This window comes from Pseudomonas sp. D1-1, assembly GCF_051132225.1.
Classification (GTDB): domain Bacteria; phylum Pseudomonadota; class Gammaproteobacteria; order Pseudomonadales; family Pseudomonadaceae; genus Aquipseudomonas.
Map to the genome: position 1 here is coordinate 3972755 of NZ_CP071676.1, position 16028 is coordinate 3988782.

Genomic DNA, 16028 nt, shown 5'->3' on the forward strand with positions numbered 1-16028 from the left:
AGCAGGATTTGCCGGGTTAGCGGCTACTCACATGCTGCTCCAGCAGGATCCGATTAGACAGCGATACCAGTTCGCCCTCCTCGGTCAGCAATGTGGTTTTCACCGTGCCGATCTCTTCGATCTGGCCTTCGACCTCGCCAACACGCACTTGTTGCCCAACCTCATACAATTCACGCACATAGATTCCCGCAAGAATCTGACCGGCGATTTCCCGGCTCCCCAACCCCATTGCCAGCGCGACTGCCAGACCAACGGTAATCAGGACGATCACGATCACGTGGTTGAGCAGGTCCGTCTTGACCTCCAACTGGCTGATCGCAACCGAAATACTGATGATGATCACCAGGCCCTGGGCGATACGCCCAACGCCCGAGGCATAATCCAGCCCGACGCCCTCTGCCGCGCCACGCACCAGCCCGTTGGCCAGTTGCGCCAGCAGTACGCCCACCAGCAGCACCAACGCGGCACCGAAGACCTTTGGCAGATAGAGCGCAAGCATGTCGAGCGTGGCCGAGACCCGCTCCAGCCCCAGGGACTCAGCCGCCGAAACCAGGAAAATAAGCAGGACGAACCAGTAGACAATCTTGCCCACCAGCGTCGAGATCGGAACCTGGATGCCGCCACGCGACAGCAACTTGGTCAGGCCGGTACCGCCCATCAGGCGGTCGAGGCCAAGTTTGGCGAGCAATTTGGAGAGCAGCGTGTCGAGGAGCTTGGCCACCACGAAACCTAGCAACAGCACCACCAGGGCGCCAAAGAGGTTGGGGATGAAGTTAGCCACTTTGGTCCACAACGCAGTCATTGCCGTGACGAGGCTCTGGGTCCAGAGATCAAGTTCCATATTCAGTCAGCCTTATCAGCGGTGCGAGTAACGGGTTTGCGACGGGAGACCGGCGAGACATGGGCCGACCCGTTGTTCAGGGCGATCATCAGCGCGGGCAGCCAGCGGCCCAGCAGGCTGAAAAGATCACCGGCGCCAACCTGACGGTTGGCGGTTTTGAGTACGCGTCCCAGGCATGCGTCGTCGTCCCGGCTGGACGGCGAAGCCTTGAGCATGTCGCGCAGAGACTGTTCAAACGGATCGTGCATACGCGCACCTCTCGTGATGTCTGTGGAAGACGCGATCAGATTTCGTTGGGTCACATGAAGCCTCGTCACACCCAGCGCAAACGGCGAAACAGCCACCACTGCCCCAGGGCCACGCACAGCATCAACAGGCAGGCAACGAGGAAACCATAGGGGCTTTCCGAAAACGGAATGCCGCCGACATTGATCCCCAGCAGCCCGGTGAGAAAGCTCATCGGCAGGAAGATGCCGGTGATGATGCCGAAGCGATACATCGTACGGTTCATGCGCACCGAAAGACGCCGGTCCTCGGCCTCCAGCACAAGCCCCACGCGCTCCCGGGTCAATTCCAGCTCTTCCAGGTAACGGGTCAGGCTGTTGTTCAATTCATTCCAGTAGTCGCCGTCGTCCTCGACGAACCAGGGCAATTTGATCCGTGACATCTGGCCGAAGATATCCCGCTGCGGGGCCAGGAATCGCTTCAGTCCGGCCGCCCTTCGACGGATATGCAAAATGGCGTCGTGCTCGGGAGTGTACCGTTCGTCGGTATCGAGTTTTTCTTCCTCGCCGTCGACGATTTCCGAGAGACAGGTGACCAGGTCCTGGACTTTGTTGGTCAGGTATTGCGCCATATAAAGGATGAGTTCCGAAGCCGTCTTGGGCCCCTTGCCCTCGGCCAGTTCCGCCAGCAACTCATCGGTGGCGCGCAACGGGCGCAACCGCAGGGAAATCACCCGCTGGGCCGAGGCGAAGATGCGCACCGAGACCATGTCTTCCGGTTCCGCGCCCGGGTTGAGGTTGATCCCGCGAAGAAACAGCAGCAGCTCGGCATTGGGCAGCGGCAGCAGGCGCGGCCGGGTGTTCTCTTCCAGCAGCAGGTCGCAATTGAATTCGCTCAGGCCGCTGGATTTGCGCAACCACGTGTGGGTTTGCGGATGACTGCGGTCCCAATGCAGCCACAGGCTTTCATGAGCCTGCAACTGCAAGTCGTCCAGTTCGGTCCGGGCTATCGAACGCGCGCCGCCTTTACCATCCAGCACCAGGGCATGCACCAATCCCCACTGCGCGTTTTCTTCCTCGAACATCCTCATCCCTTATGGCTGTAGCGCTTCATTCAGGCATTTTCAGCGGGCTCGGCGAAACAATCACGCCGTTGTTGTCCGCATAGACATACTCGCCCGGGCGAAACGTCACGCCAGCGAAGGTCACCGGTACATTAAGATCACCAATGCCGCGCTTGTCGGTTTTCATCGGGTGGCTGGCCAGGGCCTGGACCCCGAGGTCGGTCTGGGCAATGACGTCGACATCGCGGATGCAGCCGTAGATCACCAGCCCTTCCCAGCCATTCTTCGCCGCTTTCTCGGCCAGCATGTCACCCAACAGGGCCCGCCGCAGCGACCCGCCACCGTCGACGACCAGCACTTTGCCCTTGCCTTCGAGCTCAACCTGCTCCTTGACCAGCGAATTGTCTTCGAAGCACTTGATGGTCACGATTTCACCACCAAAGGAGTCGCGGCCACCGAAATTGCTGAACATCGGTTCCAACACCTGCACCAGGTCCGGGTAGGTATCGCACAGGTCGGGCGTGAGGTAATGGTTCATCGGGCAGCTCCTGCAAGGGTTGGACGTCTGGCTGAATGAATAACCGTTTGTGACCGAAACAACGTAGCGCGTCATATCTTAGCCGCAAGCCGACCAGAGCGGAATGCCCTTGTCAGAGCCTTCCCCTCAAACCGCTTCGGCCAGGCGAGGCTGGTCTGCCGACAGCGGCGCGCGCTGATCTTCCAGCCAGCGCGCCACCAGCGGCCAGACCTCGGCTTGCGCGGCTTTGCTGACAAGCATTTCGACATGGCCGTAATCATCACCGAAGCCCTGCGCCCGGCCCAGGCAGACAAACTGCTTGCGCTCGGAACCGATCTGCTCGAAAAGTTTTCGACACGCCCAGGTCGGATCCTGCTGATCGCCGGCGGCACTCACCGCCAGTACCGGCACTTGCACGTCCGCCAGGCCGGCCCACCAGTTCTTCTCGGCATCGCCGAAACGCCCGAACAGGCCATACCAGCGCATGCTCTCCAGGGCCAGGCCGATAGGCTCGTCTTCCGGGCCGCGCTTGAGCCTTGGGCCGGACAATTGGGAAAAACGCTTGAGAATGAAGCGCCCGCTCCACTCCACCGGGGGGATTTTCAAGGGCCAGTAAGTGCGGCTGACCTGAGTGCCGAAAAACGCCGCCGACGCCACGGCGGGCTCGCCCAGGTAATGGCCGCCCAACGCTGCCGCCAGGGTGATGCCACCCAGCGAATGGCCAATCCAGTGGGGCACTTGCCCGCTTTGCTCGCGCACAAAAGCGCCGATGGCTGGCAAGTCGTAACGGGCATAGTCCGCGACCCGGTTATTGCGGTAGCCCTGGTTGCGCTGGGATAACCCATGGCCACGCATCTCGGGAATCCAGACATCGAACCCCAGGCGCACCAGGTACGCTCCCAGCCCCAGGCCCTTGGGCGAATACCAGAAGCGCCGGTTGGAAAAACTGCCGTGGAGCAGGATCACCGGAACACCACGGACCTCGCCGGCATCGGCCATGCCCAGGCGGGTAACGGCCACTTCGACGCTGTAGTCCGGGCTGTTGCCAGGTTTCAGGCGATACACATCTTCGCTCAGATCACCGCGCCGCTCGGCGCTGATCAGGGCGACAGGAAATAGGTTGCTGCTGCTTTGCATGATCTTCTTGCACAAAAAAGGGCGGCGTCCTGGTGGAGCCCGCCCTGCTTCAAATCAAAAGGGACTGGGAGACTGGTCGCCCGCGAACCTGTGGGAGCGAGCCTGCTCGCGAAGACGATGGGTCAGTAAAACCCGTATCGGCTGACACTCCGCAATCGCGAGCAGGCTCGCTCCCACAAGGCATTCCTCGGTTTACATCACCAGCGAAGCCCCTTCACTCAATCAGACCGCAGCCTGACCCTCAGCCAGGAAGAACCAGGTTTCCAGCACGGAGTCCGGGTTCAACGAAACGCTCTCGATGCCCTGCTCCATCAGCCACTTGGCCAGATCCGGGTGGTCGGAAGGGCCCTGGCCGCAGATGCCGATGTATTTACCGGCCTTGTTACAGGCGGCAATCGCATTGGCCAGCAGCTTCTTGACCGCCGGGTTACGCTCGTCGAACAGGTGGGCGATGATCCCGGAGTCGCGGTCCAGGCCCAGGGTCAACTGGGTCAGGTCGTTGGAACCAATGGAGAAGCCGTCGAAGAACTCAAGGAACTCTTCGGCCAGGATCGCGTTGGATGGCAGCTCGCACATCATGATCACGCGCAAGCCGTTTTCGCCACGGGCCAGGCCGTTTTCCGCCAGCAGGTCGACCACCTGGCTCGCTTCGCCGAGGGTGCGCACGAACGGCACCATGATCTCGACGTTGGTCAGGCCCATCTCGTTACGCACGCGCTTCAGAGCCCGGCATTCGAGCTCGAAGCAGTCACGGAACGACTCGCTGATGTAGCGCGAAGCTCCGCGGAAGCCCAGCATCGGGTTCTCTTCTTCCGGCTCGTAGAGCTTGCCGCCGATCAGGTTGGCGTACTCGTTGGACTTGAAGTCCGACAGGCGCACGATGACTTTTTTCGGCGAGAACGCCGCCGCCAGGGTGCTGATGCCTTCCACCAGCTTCTCGACGTAGAAACCGACCGGATCGTCGTAGCCGGCAATGCGCTTGTCGACGCTGTCCTTGATTTCCTGCGGCAGGCCGTCGTAGTTCAGCAGCGCCTTGGGGTGCACGCCGATCATGCGGTTGATGATGAATTCCAGGCGGGCCAAGCCCACGCCGGCATTCGGCAACTGCGCGAAGTCGAAGGCGCGGTCCGGGTTGCCGACGTTCATCATGATCTTGAACGGCAGCTCCGGCATCGCGTCCACGGAGTTCTTCTTGATGTCGAAGCCCAGCTCGCCTTCGAAGATGTAGCCGGTATCGCCTTCGGCGCAGGAAACGGTGACGCCCTGGCCGTCCTTGAGCAATTGGGTGGCGTTGCCGCAACCAACAACCGCCGGGATGCCCAGCTCACGGGCAATGATTGCCGCGTGGCAGGTACGCCCGCCGCGATTGGTGACGATGGCGCTGGCGCGCTTCATGACCGGTTCCCAGTCCGGATCGGTCATGTCGGAAACCAGTACGTCGCCGGCCTGGACCTTGTCCATCTCCGAGACGTCCTTGATGATCCGCACCTTGCCCGCGCCAATGCGTTGGCCGATGGCCCGGCCTTCCACCAGCACGGTGCCGGTTTCCTTGAGCAGGTAGCGCTCCATGACGTTGGCCTGGGTGCGGCTCTTCACGGTTTCCGGGCGGGCCTGGACGATGTACAGCTTGCCGTCGTCACCGTCCTTGGCCCACTCGATGTCCATCGGGCACTTGTAGTGTTTCTCGATGGTCATCGCCTGCTTGGCCAGTTCACTGACTTCGGCGTCGGTCAGGCAGAAGCGCGCGCGATCAGCCTTGTCCACCTCGACGGTCTTGACCGAGCGACCAGCCTTGGCCTCGTCGCCGTAGATCATCTTGATCGCCTTGCTGCCGAGGTTGCGACGCAGGATGGCGGGGCGGCCGGCTTCCAGGGTGCCTTTGTGGACATAAAATTCGTCCGGGTTCACCGCGCCCTGCACGACGGTTTCGCCCAGGCCGTAGGCGCCGGTGATGAACACCACGTCACGAAAGCCCGACTCGGTGTCGAGGGTGAACATCACACCGGCGGTGCCGGTTTCGGAGCGGACCATGCGCTGCACGCCGGCGGACAGGGCGACCAGCTTGTGGTCGAAGCCCTGGTGCACGCGGTAGGAAATGGCGCGGTCGTTGAAGAGGGAGGCGAAGACTTCCTTGGCCGCCCGGATGACGTTTTCCACGCCACGGATGTTCAGGAAGGTCTCCTGCTGACCGGCGAACGAGGCGTCCGGCAGGTCTTCAGCGGTGGCCGAGGAGCGGACGGCGACGGCGATGTCGGGATTGCCTTCGGACAGCTTGGCGAAAGCAGTACGGATCTCGGCGTTGAGTTTCTCGGGGAACTCGGCTTCCATGATCCATTGGCGGATCTGGGCGCCGGTCCTGGCCAGGGCATTGACGTCATCGACGTCGAGGGCGTCGAGCGCATCGTGGATCTGCTGGTTCAGGCCGCTCAGTTCCAGGAAATCACGATATGCCTGGGCGGTCGTGGCGAAGCCACCTGGCACCGAGACACCGGCGCCGGCGAGGTTACTGATCATCTCGCCCAGGGATGCGTTCTTGCCCCCCACATGCTCTACATCATGGACGCCGAGCTTATCGAGGGAAACTACGTACTCTACCAAGGTGATCTCTCCACTGACTGTGTTGGAAAAGCTCAAGTACCGGCAGCTCCAGGGAGCAATCGCCGGCGATATGGCCTGGACCTGGAAAATAAGTGAGAATGCTGGCCACGGGCGGCCGGCAAATCGCGCCTATCATATCCAAGAATCGTTACTAGCTCACTAGCTTAAGGCCCAAGGCGCAAATGAAACGATCCGCTTTCTTTATCTCCGACGGCACCGGCATCACGGCCGAAACGCTGGGCCAGAGCCTGTTGGCGCAGTTCGAAAACATAACCTTCACCAAGCTGACACGGCCGTATATAGACAGCGTCGACAAGGCGCGGGCCATGGTACAGCAAATCAATAAAGCCGCCGAAACCGACGGTTTTCGCCCGATCATCTTCGATACCATCGTCAATCAGGACATCCGTGAGATTCTCGCAACGTCCAATGGTTTCATGATCGACATTTTTTCCACGTTCCTGGCGCCCCTGGAGCAGGAACTGAGCGAACACTCCTCCTACTCGGTCGGCAAGTCCCATTCCATTGGCCACAACTCCAACTACATGGAGCGGATCGAGGCGGTCAACTTCGCCCTGGACAACGACGACGGCGCCCGCACGCATTATTACGACAAGGCCGATTTGATCCTAGTGGGTGTGTCGCGCTGTGGTAAGACGCCGACGTGTCTGTACATGGCGATGCAATTTGGGATCCGCGCGGCCAACTATCCGCTGACCGAAGACGACATGGAGCGGTTGCAACTGCCCAACGCCTTGCGCGCCCATCAGCACAAGCTGTTCGGCCTGACCATCGACCCGGACCGCCTCACCGCGATTCGCAACGAGCGCAAGCCCAACAGCCGCTATTCGAGCTATGCCCAGTGCGAATTCGAAGTGCGCGAAGTGGAAAACCTGTTCCGGCGGGAGAATATTCCCCACATCAACTCCACGCATTTTTCCGTGGAGGAGATTTCGGCGAAGATCCTGGTGGAGAAAGGGGTGGAGCGGCGGTTCAAGTAATCTAGACGCCCAAAACCAAAACCTGTGGGAGCGAGCTTGCTCGCGATAGCGGTGGATCAGCAACATTAATGCCGGCTGACTCTCCGCTATCGCGAGCAAGCTCGCTCCCACAGGGGTGTTCTCAGAACTTCTGTATCAATGGGCCACAGTCGCCTGCTCTTCCATCTTCTTGCGCAAGCTCAACGGGCGCATGTCGGTCCAGACCTCTTCGATGTAGGCCAGGCACTCCTTCTTGAAGCCGCTCTTGCCCACGGTCCGCCAACCTTCCGGAACGGCCTTGTAGTCCGGCCAGATCGAATACTGCTCTTCGTGGTTGACCACGACCTGGAAGAGGATGTCCTCGCGGTCGAATACTGAAGTCATGGTGTTTCTCCGTCGTTGCTCAAGGTTCGCCGCGCCATGGGCGCAGCCAAGGTATGAAAAGGAACGTACCGGGCCGGATGAAAATTAGGCGTCGGCCACGGCAGCCTCCAGGGCGCGCCGGAACAGCTCGGCCACACGGTCGATTTCCACCGCGGTAATGATCAGTGGCGGCAGGAAACGCACCACGCCACCCTGCCGTCCACCCAGTTCCAGGATCAGGCCGCGCTTGAGGCATTCACGCTGCAACCGCGGCGCCAGCCGTGCGTCCACCGGAGGATGGCCCAAGGCGTCCGGCTTGCCGGTCGGGTCCACCAGCTCGACGCCGAGCATCAGGCCGCGACCGCGGATGTCGCCCAATTGCGGAAAATCCCTCTGCAGGATATGCAGGTGCTCGCTCAAGCGCGCGCCCATGGCGGCGGCGTGGGCCGGCAGGTTGTGTTCGACCAGGTAGCGCATCACCGCGCTGCCCGCCGCCATCGCCATCTGGTTACCGCGGAAGGTCCCGGCATGGGCGCCCGGCAACCAGGTGTCGAGCCAATCGCGATACACCACCACGGCCAGTGGCAGGCTGCCGCCGATGGCCTTGGACAGCACCACCACATCCGGAATGATGCCGGCGTGCTCGAACGCGAACATCTTGCCGGTGCGACCGAAACCACTCTGGATTTCATCGACGATCAACGCCACCCCGGCCTGCTCGGTGATTCGCCGCAAGCCGCGCAGCCAATCAAGATCGGCCGGTATGACCCCGCCCTCGCCCTGCACCACCTCGACGATCACCGCCGCCGGTAACTGCACCCCGGCCTCGGGATCGTTCAGCAGATTTTCCAGGTAATGCAGATTGGCCTTGACCCCTTCGACGCCACCGAGCCCGAACGGGCAGCGATAATCGTAGGGGTATGGCATGAACTGCACGCCGTTGCTTAGCAATGCCCCCAAAGGCTTCTTCGGCCCCAGGCTGCCCATCAGGCTCAGCGCGCCCTGGCTCATGCCGTGATATCCGCCCTGGAACGACAGTACGGTGCTACGCCCGGTGGCGGTGCGCACCAATTTGAGTGCCGCTTCCACCGCGTCGGTCCCCGTGGGGCCGCAGAACTGGATCTTCGCCTCGGCGGCGAGGCTCGCCGGCAACAGGCCGAACAGGTCCTGGACAAACCGGTCCTTGACCGGCGTGGTCAGGTCCAGGGTATGCAGGGGCAACTCGTCGGCGAGCACCTGCCGGATCGCCTCGATCACGACCGGGTGGTTGTGCCCGAGGGCCAGCGTGCCGGCGCCGGCCAGGCAATCGATGAAGGTGCGGCCTTCGACATCCTCGACGTAAAGGCCCTTGGCGCGCTTGAGGGCCAGGGGAATCCGCCGTGGATAGCTGCGAGCATTGGATTCCTGCCGGCTCTGGCGGGCCAGCAACGGTGATTCGTTGAATTGATAGAGCGTCTCGCCCGACGCGGGACTGACCCGCGCTGGCGCTGCTTCGACAGAAGGATTGGCGACTGACATTTCTCGACCCCGCGATGAGTGACCAAACGGCACACCGGACAGGTGCGCATTCAAGGCGCACATGCAGGTTTCCTGTTGTGGAAACGCATCAGCGAGGCAAGGATTTACTATCACCCTATCCCGTGGCGAGGGAGCTTGCTCCCGCTGGGCTGCGCAGCAGCCCCCTCAAGCCAGAGCACGCGGTAGATCAGATTGACCGAGGTGAAAAGTTTTGGCCCGCTGCGCGGTTCAGCGGGAGCAAGCTCCCTCGCCACGAGATCTACTGGCCCGAAGAGACTTGCACTGGCACGGTCAGCTCGACCCGCAGCCCATCCGGGCGGCTATCGAAATGCAGACCGCAGCCGCAACGCTGGACGATCGCCTGGACGATCGCCAGGCCCAGACCGCAGCCGGTGCTGTGGCCGTTGCGCCAGAAACGCTGGGTCAGGTGCTGGATATCGTCGGCGGCGATTCCGTCGCCATGATCACGTACCAGGAAACGCACGCGCTGGCCGATCATCTCCAGGCTCAGTTCGACCTCGGTATCGGCCGGGGTGTGGCGCAGGGCGTTCTCCAGCAGGTTGCGCAACGCGGCGATAGCCAGCACCGCCGGCATTTGCACCGGCGCATCGGACAGCGGCGGCGATAGGTGCAGCCTGATCCGCTGGGGCGCGCCGCCGGCCGCATCCTGGATCGCCAGTCGCGCGACCTGCTCGGCGTTGCATTGCACGCCATCATCAAACGAAAGGCTGCCCTCGACCCGCGCCAGCAGCAACAGTTGCTCAAGGGTACGGTGCAAGCGGTCGGCGCCCTCCTCTGCCCGGGCCAAGGACTGATCGCGCGCAGCCCCCTCGGTCATGCGCGCCACTTGCAGATGCGTCTTGATGGCCGTCAGCGGGCTGCGCAATTCATGGGCAGCGTCACCGGTCAACCGGCGCTCGCGCTCGATGGTCTTGCCGATACGCTGGAACAGCTGGTTCTGGGTTTCCAGCAAGGGCCGCAGCTCGCTGGGCAGCGGATGGATCTGCAGGGGTTCGAGGGAGTCCGCGTTACGGCGCATCAACGCATCACGCATGCGGTTGAGCGGCGCCAGGCCCTGGCCGATGCCCAGCCACAACAAGCACAGGCAACCGAGCAACGCCACGCCGACCGGCACCGACGCTGCCAGCAGCACCGACAGGTTCAACGCTTCGCGTTCGATCTGGCGGTCGGCCGTGGTAATGCGCAAATCGCCTCGAACCAGGGTAAAGCTGCGCCATGGCGCACCGTCGATCATCTGGTCATGGAAGCCTGTCTTCTCGGCTTCCAGGGCCTGTTCCGGGTTACCGTGGCTGCGTGCCAGGATCTCGCCGCGCAAGGAACTGACCTGGCAGGCCATGCCGCCCGGGATGCTCAACTGCTCCGAGCTCAAGTGCGTGCCTTCACCTTTGCTGGGCACCGGTGGCAACTGCTCCAGCAACCCGGCGACCATCCGCGCCGAAGCCACCAGGCGCTGGTCGAGGGAAAACATCATCTGGTTGCGCAGGTCGCTGAGCATCCAGGCCGCGGCCAGGGCCCAGATCAAGGTAAAGGCCGCGCCGAGCGTCAGGCTCAGCCGTAGCCGCAGGCTCATCACTTGGAGGATTCCCCGCCATCGGCCGGCCCCAGCCGATACCCCAGGCCACGCACGGTCTCGACAATGCCGTTGCCCAGCTTGCGGCGCAGATGGTGGATATGCACGTTCAAGGCGTTGCTTTCCAGCTCGTCACTGAATCCATAGACACTGTCCTTGAGTTGCTCGGTGGACAACACACGACCGCGACTGTGCAGCAGCGCCTGCAACAGCGACTGCTCGCGGCGCGAGAGGTCCACCGGCTGGCCGCCCAGGGTGGTTTCGCGGCTGCTGGGGTCATAGGTCAGGCGACCGTGCTCGATCAGGTTGACGCTGCGCCCCGCCACGCGCCGCAGCAAGGTGTGCAGGCGTGCCGCCAGTTCCCGCAGATCGAAGGGTTTGAGCAGATAATCATCGGCCCCGGCCTGCAGGCCGTCGACCCGATCGGTCACCGAATCCCGCGCGGTGAGGATCAGCACCGGCGTCTCCAGGCCTTGCTGGCGCAATTGCTTGAGCAGCTTGAGACCATCTTCATCGGGCAGGCCAAGATCCAGCACCATGACATCGAATTCGGCGACACCCAGCATCGCCCGCGCCGCCGAGGCGGTGGCGACATGTTCGACGGTCAGGCCTTGAGCCGTGAGCCCGGCGACAATGCCGCTGGCGATCAACTCGTCGTCTTCGCAGACCAGTACGCGCATGGTAAGCCCCGTGGAAAAAGGTACATTAGGCCGCCGGCCGATTAAGTCGACATTATGCGACGAGTACGCCAGGCATGGGGGATCTTCGCTGTAAACCGGCCGTCGCCGGGTTAATCGACGGTTAATCGCCAGCCACCAATGTGCATTCCACTTGCTTCGTTCTAAGGCTTTATCCATGCGTCGATTGTTTTTGCTGTGTCTACTGCTGATCTCGGGTCTGGCCCAGGCCGCCAATCCCTTCGAGACCAAACCCGACTTCCTGCCGGTGGAAAAGGCCTTCGTCTTTACCTCCGAACGCCTGGACTCGGGTGAGACCCAGTTGTTCTGGCAGATCGCCGACGGTTACTACCTGTATCAGCAACGGCTCAAATTCGACGGCCTGGCCGACGCGCAGAAGCCCAGGCTGCCCGAGGGCGAAGCTCACAGCGATGAGTTCTTCGGCGACCAGCAAGTCTATCGCCAGGCACTGGAGCTGAAGATTCCCGCCGGGGCCACCGGCAAGATCAAGGTCGGTTTCCAGGGTTGTGCCGACGCGGGCCTCTGCTATCCGCCCCAGACCCAGGTGGTCGACCTGGGCGGCGACGCACCGGCCACGGCCAGTGGCGAGGCGCAGGACCAGGCCCTGGCCAGCGGCCTGCAACAGCGCGCGCTGGGCTGGAGCCTGCTGGTGTTCTTCGGCCTGGGGCTGCTGCTGGCGTTTACCCCGTGCTCGCTGCCGATGCTGCCGATCCTGGCGGGGCTGGTGGTGGGCAGCGGCGCCGGGCCCCGGCGCGGCCTGGCACTGGCCGGCAGTTATGTCATCAGCATGGCGCTGGTGTACGCCGCCATGGGCGTGCTTGCTGCGCTGTTGGGCGCCAATCTTCAGGCATTGCTCCAGCAACCCTGGCTGCTGGGCACTTTCGCCGCGGTATTCGTGGTGTTGGCGCTGCCGATGTTCGGTTTCTTCGAACTGCAACTGCCGGCCGCTCTGCGTGATCGATTGGAAAATGCCGGCCGCCAGCGCCGCGGCGGCAGCCTGGTGGGCGCGGGCGTTCTCGGGGCGTTGTCCGGCCTGCTGGTCGGCCCCTGCATGACCGCGCCCCTGGCCGGCGCGCTGCTGTACATCGCCCAGAGCGGCAACGCGCTGCATGGCGGGTTGATCCTGTTCACCATGGGTGTCGGCATGGGTCTGCCGCTGTTGCTGCTGGTGACGGTGGGCAATCGCTTCCTGCCCAAGCCCGGCGCCTGGATGAATCTGCTCAAGGGCGTGTTCGGTTTCCTGTTCCTGGGCACCGCGCTGCTGATGCTCCGCCCGGTCATCGATGGCTCATTGTGGATCGGACTGTGGGGCGCGTTACTGGTTGTCGCCGCCTATTGCGCCTGGCGCCAGACCCAGGGCTTCGGTCGCGCCGCCTATCTGTGGGGCAGCGTATCGCTGCTGTTCGGCCTGTGGGGTAGCGTGCTGGTGATTGGCGCGGCGGGCGGCAGCGACGATCTGTTCAGGCCGCTGCAGGTCTACAGCGGCGCCAGGGGCAGCGCCACCGTCAGCGCCCACGATGCCTTCGTCACGGTCAGCGAGCCCGCCGCCCTGCAGCGCGAACTGGACGCCGCCAAGGCGCAGGGCCAATGGGTGTTGCTCGATTACTACGCCGACTGGTGCGTGTCCTGCAAGATCATGGAAAAACAGGTGTTCGGCCGCGTCGAAGTGCTCGACGCCCTGAAAGGCGTGCGCCTGCTACGCCTGGACGTCACCGCTGACAACGCCGCCAGCCGTGAGCTGCTGGGTCGCTACAAAGTGCCGGGGCCGCCGAGCCTGTTGTGGATCGGTGCCGACGGTGAAGAGCGCCGCAGCCAGCGGATCACCGGAGAAGTGGACGCCGAGGCGTTCCTGGAACGTTGGAACATGACCCGGAACGCACGCTGATGCTGACGTTTACCCTGGGCACCTTTGCCATCGCCCTCAATCATCTGCTGCTGATCAGCGCACTGGCCTTGGCGACTTTCGTCGGCTGGCGCGTGGCCAAGCGCGGCGGCGAGAACCCCGAGTCGGTGCTGTTCGGGCTGTTCCTGCTGGGACTGCTTGCCGCGAGAATCGGCTTCGTCGCCGCGTACTGGAACCATTACCGGGACGACCCGTGGCAGATCGTCGATTTACGCGACGGCGGATTCCTGGCCTGGCCTGGCATCATCGCCCTGCTGGTCGCCGCGCTGCTCTGGGCGCGTCGCCGACCCGCCCTGCGCCGGCCCCTGGGCTTCAGCGTCGGCAGCGGTCTGCTGTTCTGGCTGGTGGCGACAATGTCGCTGACGATCTACGAGCAAGGCACCCGGCTGCCGGAGATCGAGCTGCGCAACGCTGAAGGCGAAACCGTGAACCTCGCCGACTACCAGGGCGGCCCCTTGGTGATCAACCTGTGGGCCACCTGGTGCCCGCCTTGCCGACGGGAAATGCCGGTCCTGGAAGAGGCGCAAAAACAGCGCCCGGACCTGACGTTCCTGTTCGTCAATCAGGCCGAAAGCATGCAAAGCGTCAGCACCTACCTCGCCACCCAGGGCCTGAGCCTGACCAACGTGCTGTTCGACGGCAGTGGACGCCTCGGCCAGGCCGTCGGCTCCATGGCCCTGCCAACGACCCTGTTCTACAGCGCCGAGGGTCGCCTGCTGGGCAGCCACCTGGGCGAACTGTCGGAAGCGAGCCTGGCCCGCGCCCTGGAAAATTTCGAAACGCCGGGTTCCACCACGGCGATCCACCCCGCGACAAGGAAATTGCCATGCCCCGCCTCCACCACCTGCTGACCCTGGCATTCGCCGGCGCACTGCTACAAGCGCCGCTGCTTCAGGCCGAAGAGCTGCCCGCGGCGATCAGGAAGATCGAAGCCAAGGGCGCAAAGATCGTCGGCACCTTCGACGCACCGAACGGCTTGCGCGGCTACGCGGCGCAGTACCAGAGCCGCGGCATGACGCTCTACCTGACGCCGGACGGCCAGCATGTGCTGCTGGGCAACCTGTACGACGCCGATGGCAAGGACCTGAGCCTCGAACCCCTGAAAAAGCTGGTCTACGATCCGATGTCGAAGGAGATCTGGGCGAAGATGCAAGCCAGCAGCTGGATCGCCGACGGCAGCAAGGACGCACCGCGCACCGTGTACCTGTTCAGCGACCCGAACTGCCCGTACTGCAACATGTTCTGGGAGCAGGCGCGGCCGTGGGTCAATGCCGGCAAGGTGCAGTTGCGCCACATCATGGTGGGCATCATCCGCGAAGACAGCCCGGGGAAATCAGCCGCATTGCTGGCCGCCAAAGAGCCGGAAAAAGCCCTGGCGGACCACGAAAAGGCCGGCAAGGGCAGCCCGCTGAAACCGCTGAAAGAAATACCGCCGGCGATCCAGGCCAAACTGGACGCCAACCAGCAGTTGATGGATGAACTGGAGCTGTCCGCGACCCCGGCGATTTTCTACCTGGACGACCAGGGCGACCTGCAACAGCAGCAAGGCGCGCCCTCGCCGGACAAACTGGTGAAGATTCTCGGGCCGAAATAAACCCCGGCCACCTGTGGCGAGGGAGCTTGCTCCCGCTGGGTTGCGCAGCAGCCCCAAAAAAGCATAGGCAATCAATCTGAAGAACCGCAGCAAGAGAACCAGGGGCTGCTGCGCAGCCCAGCGGGAGCAAGCTCCCTCGCCACGGGTTTGAGCAGCAATCAATGCCTGTGTTTCAGGAACCCCAGCAACGCCTCGGTCACAAACGCCGGGTTCTCCAGGTTGGAAATATGCCCCGCCTCGGGAATCAACACATGCTCGCAGCCGATCAATTCAGCCATCTCCAGCGCCTCGGACGGTGGCCGTGGCTTGTCCTGGTCACCACACATCACCAGCGTGCGCTCGGCGTTCAACTCACGCAATTGCCCCAGGATGTCGTCCCGACCAAAGATAATCCGCCCCAGCGGTACGATGCTGTCGCGCAGGCGGTCGGCTGGCAACGCCGCCAAGGTGGCGCGAAACTGCTGGTAAAGCGCTGATTGCGGGTCGATGCCGGGCCGGAAGAAAATCGGCACGACGATGTCCAGCAACGGCTCCGGGATGCTACCGCTGGCCTCGATCTTGTCGAACAGCGAAAAGTAGTACAGACGGGTTGGCTCCGGTTCGACGCCCACATAGGTGTCCATCAATACCAGCGATTGCACGCGTTTGGGCGCCGCCAGCGCCAGGCGTGCGCCCCACATGCCGCCCACCGACAGCCCCACCAGGCTGAAGCAGTCGATGCCCAGCTGATCGAGCAACGCCAATGCCTGGCGAGCCAGATCGTTCAGCGAGGACGTATTCTCGGGCAAACGTCCGGACTGGCCGTGGCCCCACAGTTCAGGGACGATGACCCGATAGTGCTTCGACAAGGCGTCAATCTGCGGCGCCCACATGCTGTGGTCCCACAAATAGCTGCTGCCAAGCAGCACCACCGGGCCCTGGCCCTGGTCGAGGTAATGGAGCGGTTGTCCGTCGATCGTTGCGAAGGGCATGAGTGAATTCCTTGATTGAGTCCGGAAAA

General features: G+C 62.9%; 15 protein-coding genes. 4 read left to right on the top strand and 11 right to left on the bottom strand.

Annotated features, from left to right (window positions below):
- Window positions 1-16: 16 nt before the first annotated feature.
- From J3P86_RS17765 to ppsA, 6 genes are all read right to left on the bottom strand, one after another.
- Complete coding sequence (locus tag J3P86_RS17765; RefSeq protein WP_305499852.1) at window positions 17-841, bottom strand: mechanosensitive ion channel family protein; 825 nt, start codon at window positions 839-841, stop codon at window positions 17-19.
- Window positions 842-843: 2 nt separating this feature from the next.
- The gene (locus J3P86_RS17770; RefSeq protein WP_014337331.1) at window positions 844-1089 is read right to left on the bottom strand and encodes a hypothetical protein; all 246 of its coding nucleotides are present in this window, start codon (window positions 1087-1089) and stop codon (window positions 844-846) included.
- A gap of 65 nt (window positions 1090-1154) precedes the next feature.
- Window positions 1155-2150, bottom strand: coding sequence for a zinc transporter ZntB (locus tag J3P86_RS17775; RefSeq protein ID WP_434572885.1), 996 nt, complete (start codon window positions 2148-2150; stop codon window positions 1155-1157).
- A gap of 25 nt (window positions 2151-2175) precedes the next feature.
- Entirely contained in the window at window positions 2176-2667 is a 492-nt protein-coding gene (rraA, locus tag J3P86_RS17780; protein WP_305499847.1) for a ribonuclease E activity regulator RraA, read from the bottom strand.
- A gap of 126 nt (window positions 2668-2793) precedes the next feature.
- A complete protein-coding gene (locus J3P86_RS17785; RefSeq protein WP_434629535.1) occupies window positions 2794-3783 on the bottom strand; it encodes an alpha/beta fold hydrolase in 990 nt (329 codons plus the stop codon).
- A 222-nt stretch (window positions 3784-4005) separates the two neighbouring features.
- Window positions 4006-6381 carry a phosphoenolpyruvate synthase gene (gene ppsA, locus J3P86_RS17790; RefSeq protein ID WP_434629532.1) on the bottom strand — a complete coding sequence of 792 codons (2376 nt, stop codon included), beginning with the start codon at window positions 6379-6381 and terminating at the stop codon, window positions 4006-4008.
- 182 nt (window positions 6382-6563) lie between these two features.
- Here ppsA and ppsR point away from each other — a divergent pair, with 182 nt between their 5' ends.
- The gene (gene ppsR / locus J3P86_RS17795; RefSeq protein WP_434572879.1) at window positions 6564-7382 is read left to right on the top strand and encodes a posphoenolpyruvate synthetase regulatory kinase/phosphorylase PpsR; all 819 of its coding nucleotides are present in this window, start codon (window positions 6564-6566) and stop codon (window positions 7380-7382) included.
- A gap of 135 nt (window positions 7383-7517) precedes the next feature.
- Here the strand turns inward: ppsR and J3P86_RS17800 are convergent, their stop codons facing one another.
- The 4 genes from J3P86_RS17800 to J3P86_RS17815 all read right to left on the bottom strand — a co-directional run bounded on the left by J3P86_RS17800 (window position 7518) and on the right by J3P86_RS17815 (window position 11513).
- A complete protein-coding gene (locus J3P86_RS17800; protein WP_305499843.1) occupies window positions 7518-7745 on the bottom strand; it encodes an MbtH family protein in 228 nt (75 codons plus the stop codon).
- 84 nt (window positions 7746-7829) lie between these two features.
- Complete coding sequence (locus tag J3P86_RS17805; RefSeq protein ID WP_434631241.1) at window positions 7830-9242, bottom strand: aspartate aminotransferase family protein; 1413 nt, start codon at window positions 9240-9242, stop codon at window positions 7830-7832.
- A gap of 259 nt (window positions 9243-9501) precedes the next feature.
- On the bottom strand, window positions 9502-10836 hold the full coding sequence (locus tag J3P86_RS17810) for an ATP-binding protein (protein WP_434629528.1): 1335 nt from the start codon (window positions 10834-10836) through the stop codon (window positions 9502-9504).
- A complete protein-coding gene (locus J3P86_RS17815; RefSeq protein ID WP_305499838.1) occupies window positions 10833-11513 on the bottom strand; it encodes a response regulator in 681 nt (226 codons plus the stop codon). Before J3P86_RS17815 ends, J3P86_RS17810 begins: the two co-directional genes overlap by 4 nt.
- Before the next feature lie 175 nt (window positions 11514-11688).
- Here J3P86_RS17815 and dsbD point away from each other — a divergent pair, with 175 nt between their 5' ends.
- From dsbD to dsbG, 3 genes are read left to right on the top strand one after another with little or no spacing between them, the layout of a single operon-like run.
- Complete coding sequence (gene dsbD, locus J3P86_RS17820) at window positions 11689-13416, top strand: protein-disulfide reductase DsbD (protein ID WP_434698555.1); 1728 nt, start codon at window positions 11689-11691, stop codon at window positions 13414-13416.
- A complete protein-coding gene (locus J3P86_RS17825) occupies window positions 13416-14285 on the top strand; it encodes a TlpA family protein disulfide reductase (protein WP_434629522.1) in 870 nt (289 codons plus the stop codon). Before dsbD ends, J3P86_RS17825 begins: the two co-directional genes overlap by 1 nt.
- Window positions 14261-15028, top strand: coding sequence for a thiol:disulfide interchange protein DsbG (gene dsbG / locus J3P86_RS17830; RefSeq protein WP_434698556.1), 768 nt, complete (start codon window positions 14261-14263; stop codon window positions 15026-15028). The genes J3P86_RS17825 and dsbG overlap by 25 nt, the downstream gene beginning before the upstream one ends.
- A gap of 158 nt (window positions 15029-15186) precedes the next feature.
- Here dsbG and J3P86_RS17835 read toward each other — a convergent pair whose 3' ends face one another.
- Window positions 15187-15999, bottom strand: coding sequence for an alpha/beta fold hydrolase (locus J3P86_RS17835; protein WP_434698557.1), 813 nt, complete (start codon window positions 15997-15999; stop codon window positions 15187-15189).
- Window positions 16000-16028 lie beyond the last annotated feature (29 nt).

Coding starts and splice junctions, on each gene's coding strand:
- J3P86_RS17765 (WP_305499852.1), bottom strand. CDS start 841: ATGGAACTTGATCTCTGGACCCAGAGCCTCGTCACGGCAATGACTGCG.
- J3P86_RS17805 (WP_434631241.1), bottom strand. CDS start 9,242: ATGTCAGTCGCCAATCCTTCTGTCGAAGCAGCGCCAGCGCGGGTCAGT.
- J3P86_RS17825 (WP_434629522.1), top strand. CDS start 13,416: ATGCTGACGTTTACCCTGGGCACCTTTGCCATCGCCCTCAATCATCTG.
- J3P86_RS17770 (WP_014337331.1), bottom strand. CDS start 1,089: ATGCACGATCCGTTTGAACAGTCTCTGCGCGACATGCTCAAGGCTTCG.
- ppsR (WP_434572879.1), top strand. CDS start 6,564: ATGAAACGATCCGCTTTCTTTATCTCCGACGGCACCGGCATCACGGCC.
- dsbG (WP_434698556.1), top strand. CDS start 14,261: ATGCCCCGCCTCCACCACCTGCTGACCCTGGCATTCGCCGGCGCACTG.
- J3P86_RS17775 (WP_434572885.1), bottom strand. CDS start 2,150: ATGTTCGAGGAAGAAAACGCGCAGTGGGGATTGGTGCATGCCCTGGTG.
- rraA (WP_305499847.1), bottom strand. CDS start 2,667: ATGAACCATTACCTCACGCCCGACCTGTGCGATACCTACCCGGACCTG.
- J3P86_RS17785 (WP_434629535.1), bottom strand. CDS start 3,783: ATGCAAAGCAGCAGCAACCTATTTCCTGTCGCCCTGATCAGCGCCGAG.
- dsbD (WP_434698555.1), top strand. CDS start 11,689: ATGCGTCGATTGTTTTTGCTGTGTCTACTGCTGATCTCGGGTCTGGCC.
- J3P86_RS17815 (WP_305499838.1), bottom strand. CDS start 11,513: ATGCGCGTACTGGTCTGCGAAGACGACGAGTTGATCGCCAGCGGCATT.
- J3P86_RS17800 (WP_305499843.1), bottom strand. CDS start 7,745: ATGACTTCAGTATTCGACCGCGAGGACATCCTCTTCCAGGTCGTGGTC.
- J3P86_RS17835 (WP_434698557.1), bottom strand. CDS start 15,999: ATGCCCTTCGCAACGATCGACGGACAACCGCTCCATTACCTCGACCAG.